This window comes from Rhizobium ecuadorense (assembly GCF_001187535.1).
GTDB lineage: Bacteria > Pseudomonadota > Alphaproteobacteria > Rhizobiales > Rhizobiaceae > Rhizobium > Rhizobium ecuadorense.
Genome location: NZ_LFIO01000309.1, coordinates 1 through 222 on the forward strand (window position 1 = coordinate 1; position 222 = coordinate 222).

A 222-nucleotide genomic window follows, 5' to 3' on the forward strand; every position below is an offset into this window, starting at 1 on the left:
ACTCGTCTCCGTCTCAGTGCCGGTTCTGGCATTCGACGGATCCGTGATCGCCGCGGTGAATGTCGGCGCCCCGGCCTTCCGCACGCAAAAAAGCGACGTCGACCGCTTCATCGTTCTGCTGAAGGAGGCCTCCAGCAAGATATCGGCCCGGCTGGGATGGTAGAACTTTTCGTCCTGCGCCATATCGGACCTTGTCTCTTCGGTTCGACGCCCATCAAGGCC

Annotated in this window: 1 protein-coding gene; it reads left to right on the forward strand. The window is 60.8% G+C overall.

The annotated features are described in order from the left end of the window. A partial coding sequence (locus AF337_RS07020) for an IclR family transcriptional regulator domain-containing protein (protein ID WP_280138832.1) occupies positions 1–163 on the forward strand: 163 nt, incomplete at its 5' end. Between the last annotated feature and the right edge of the window lie 59 nt (positions 164–222).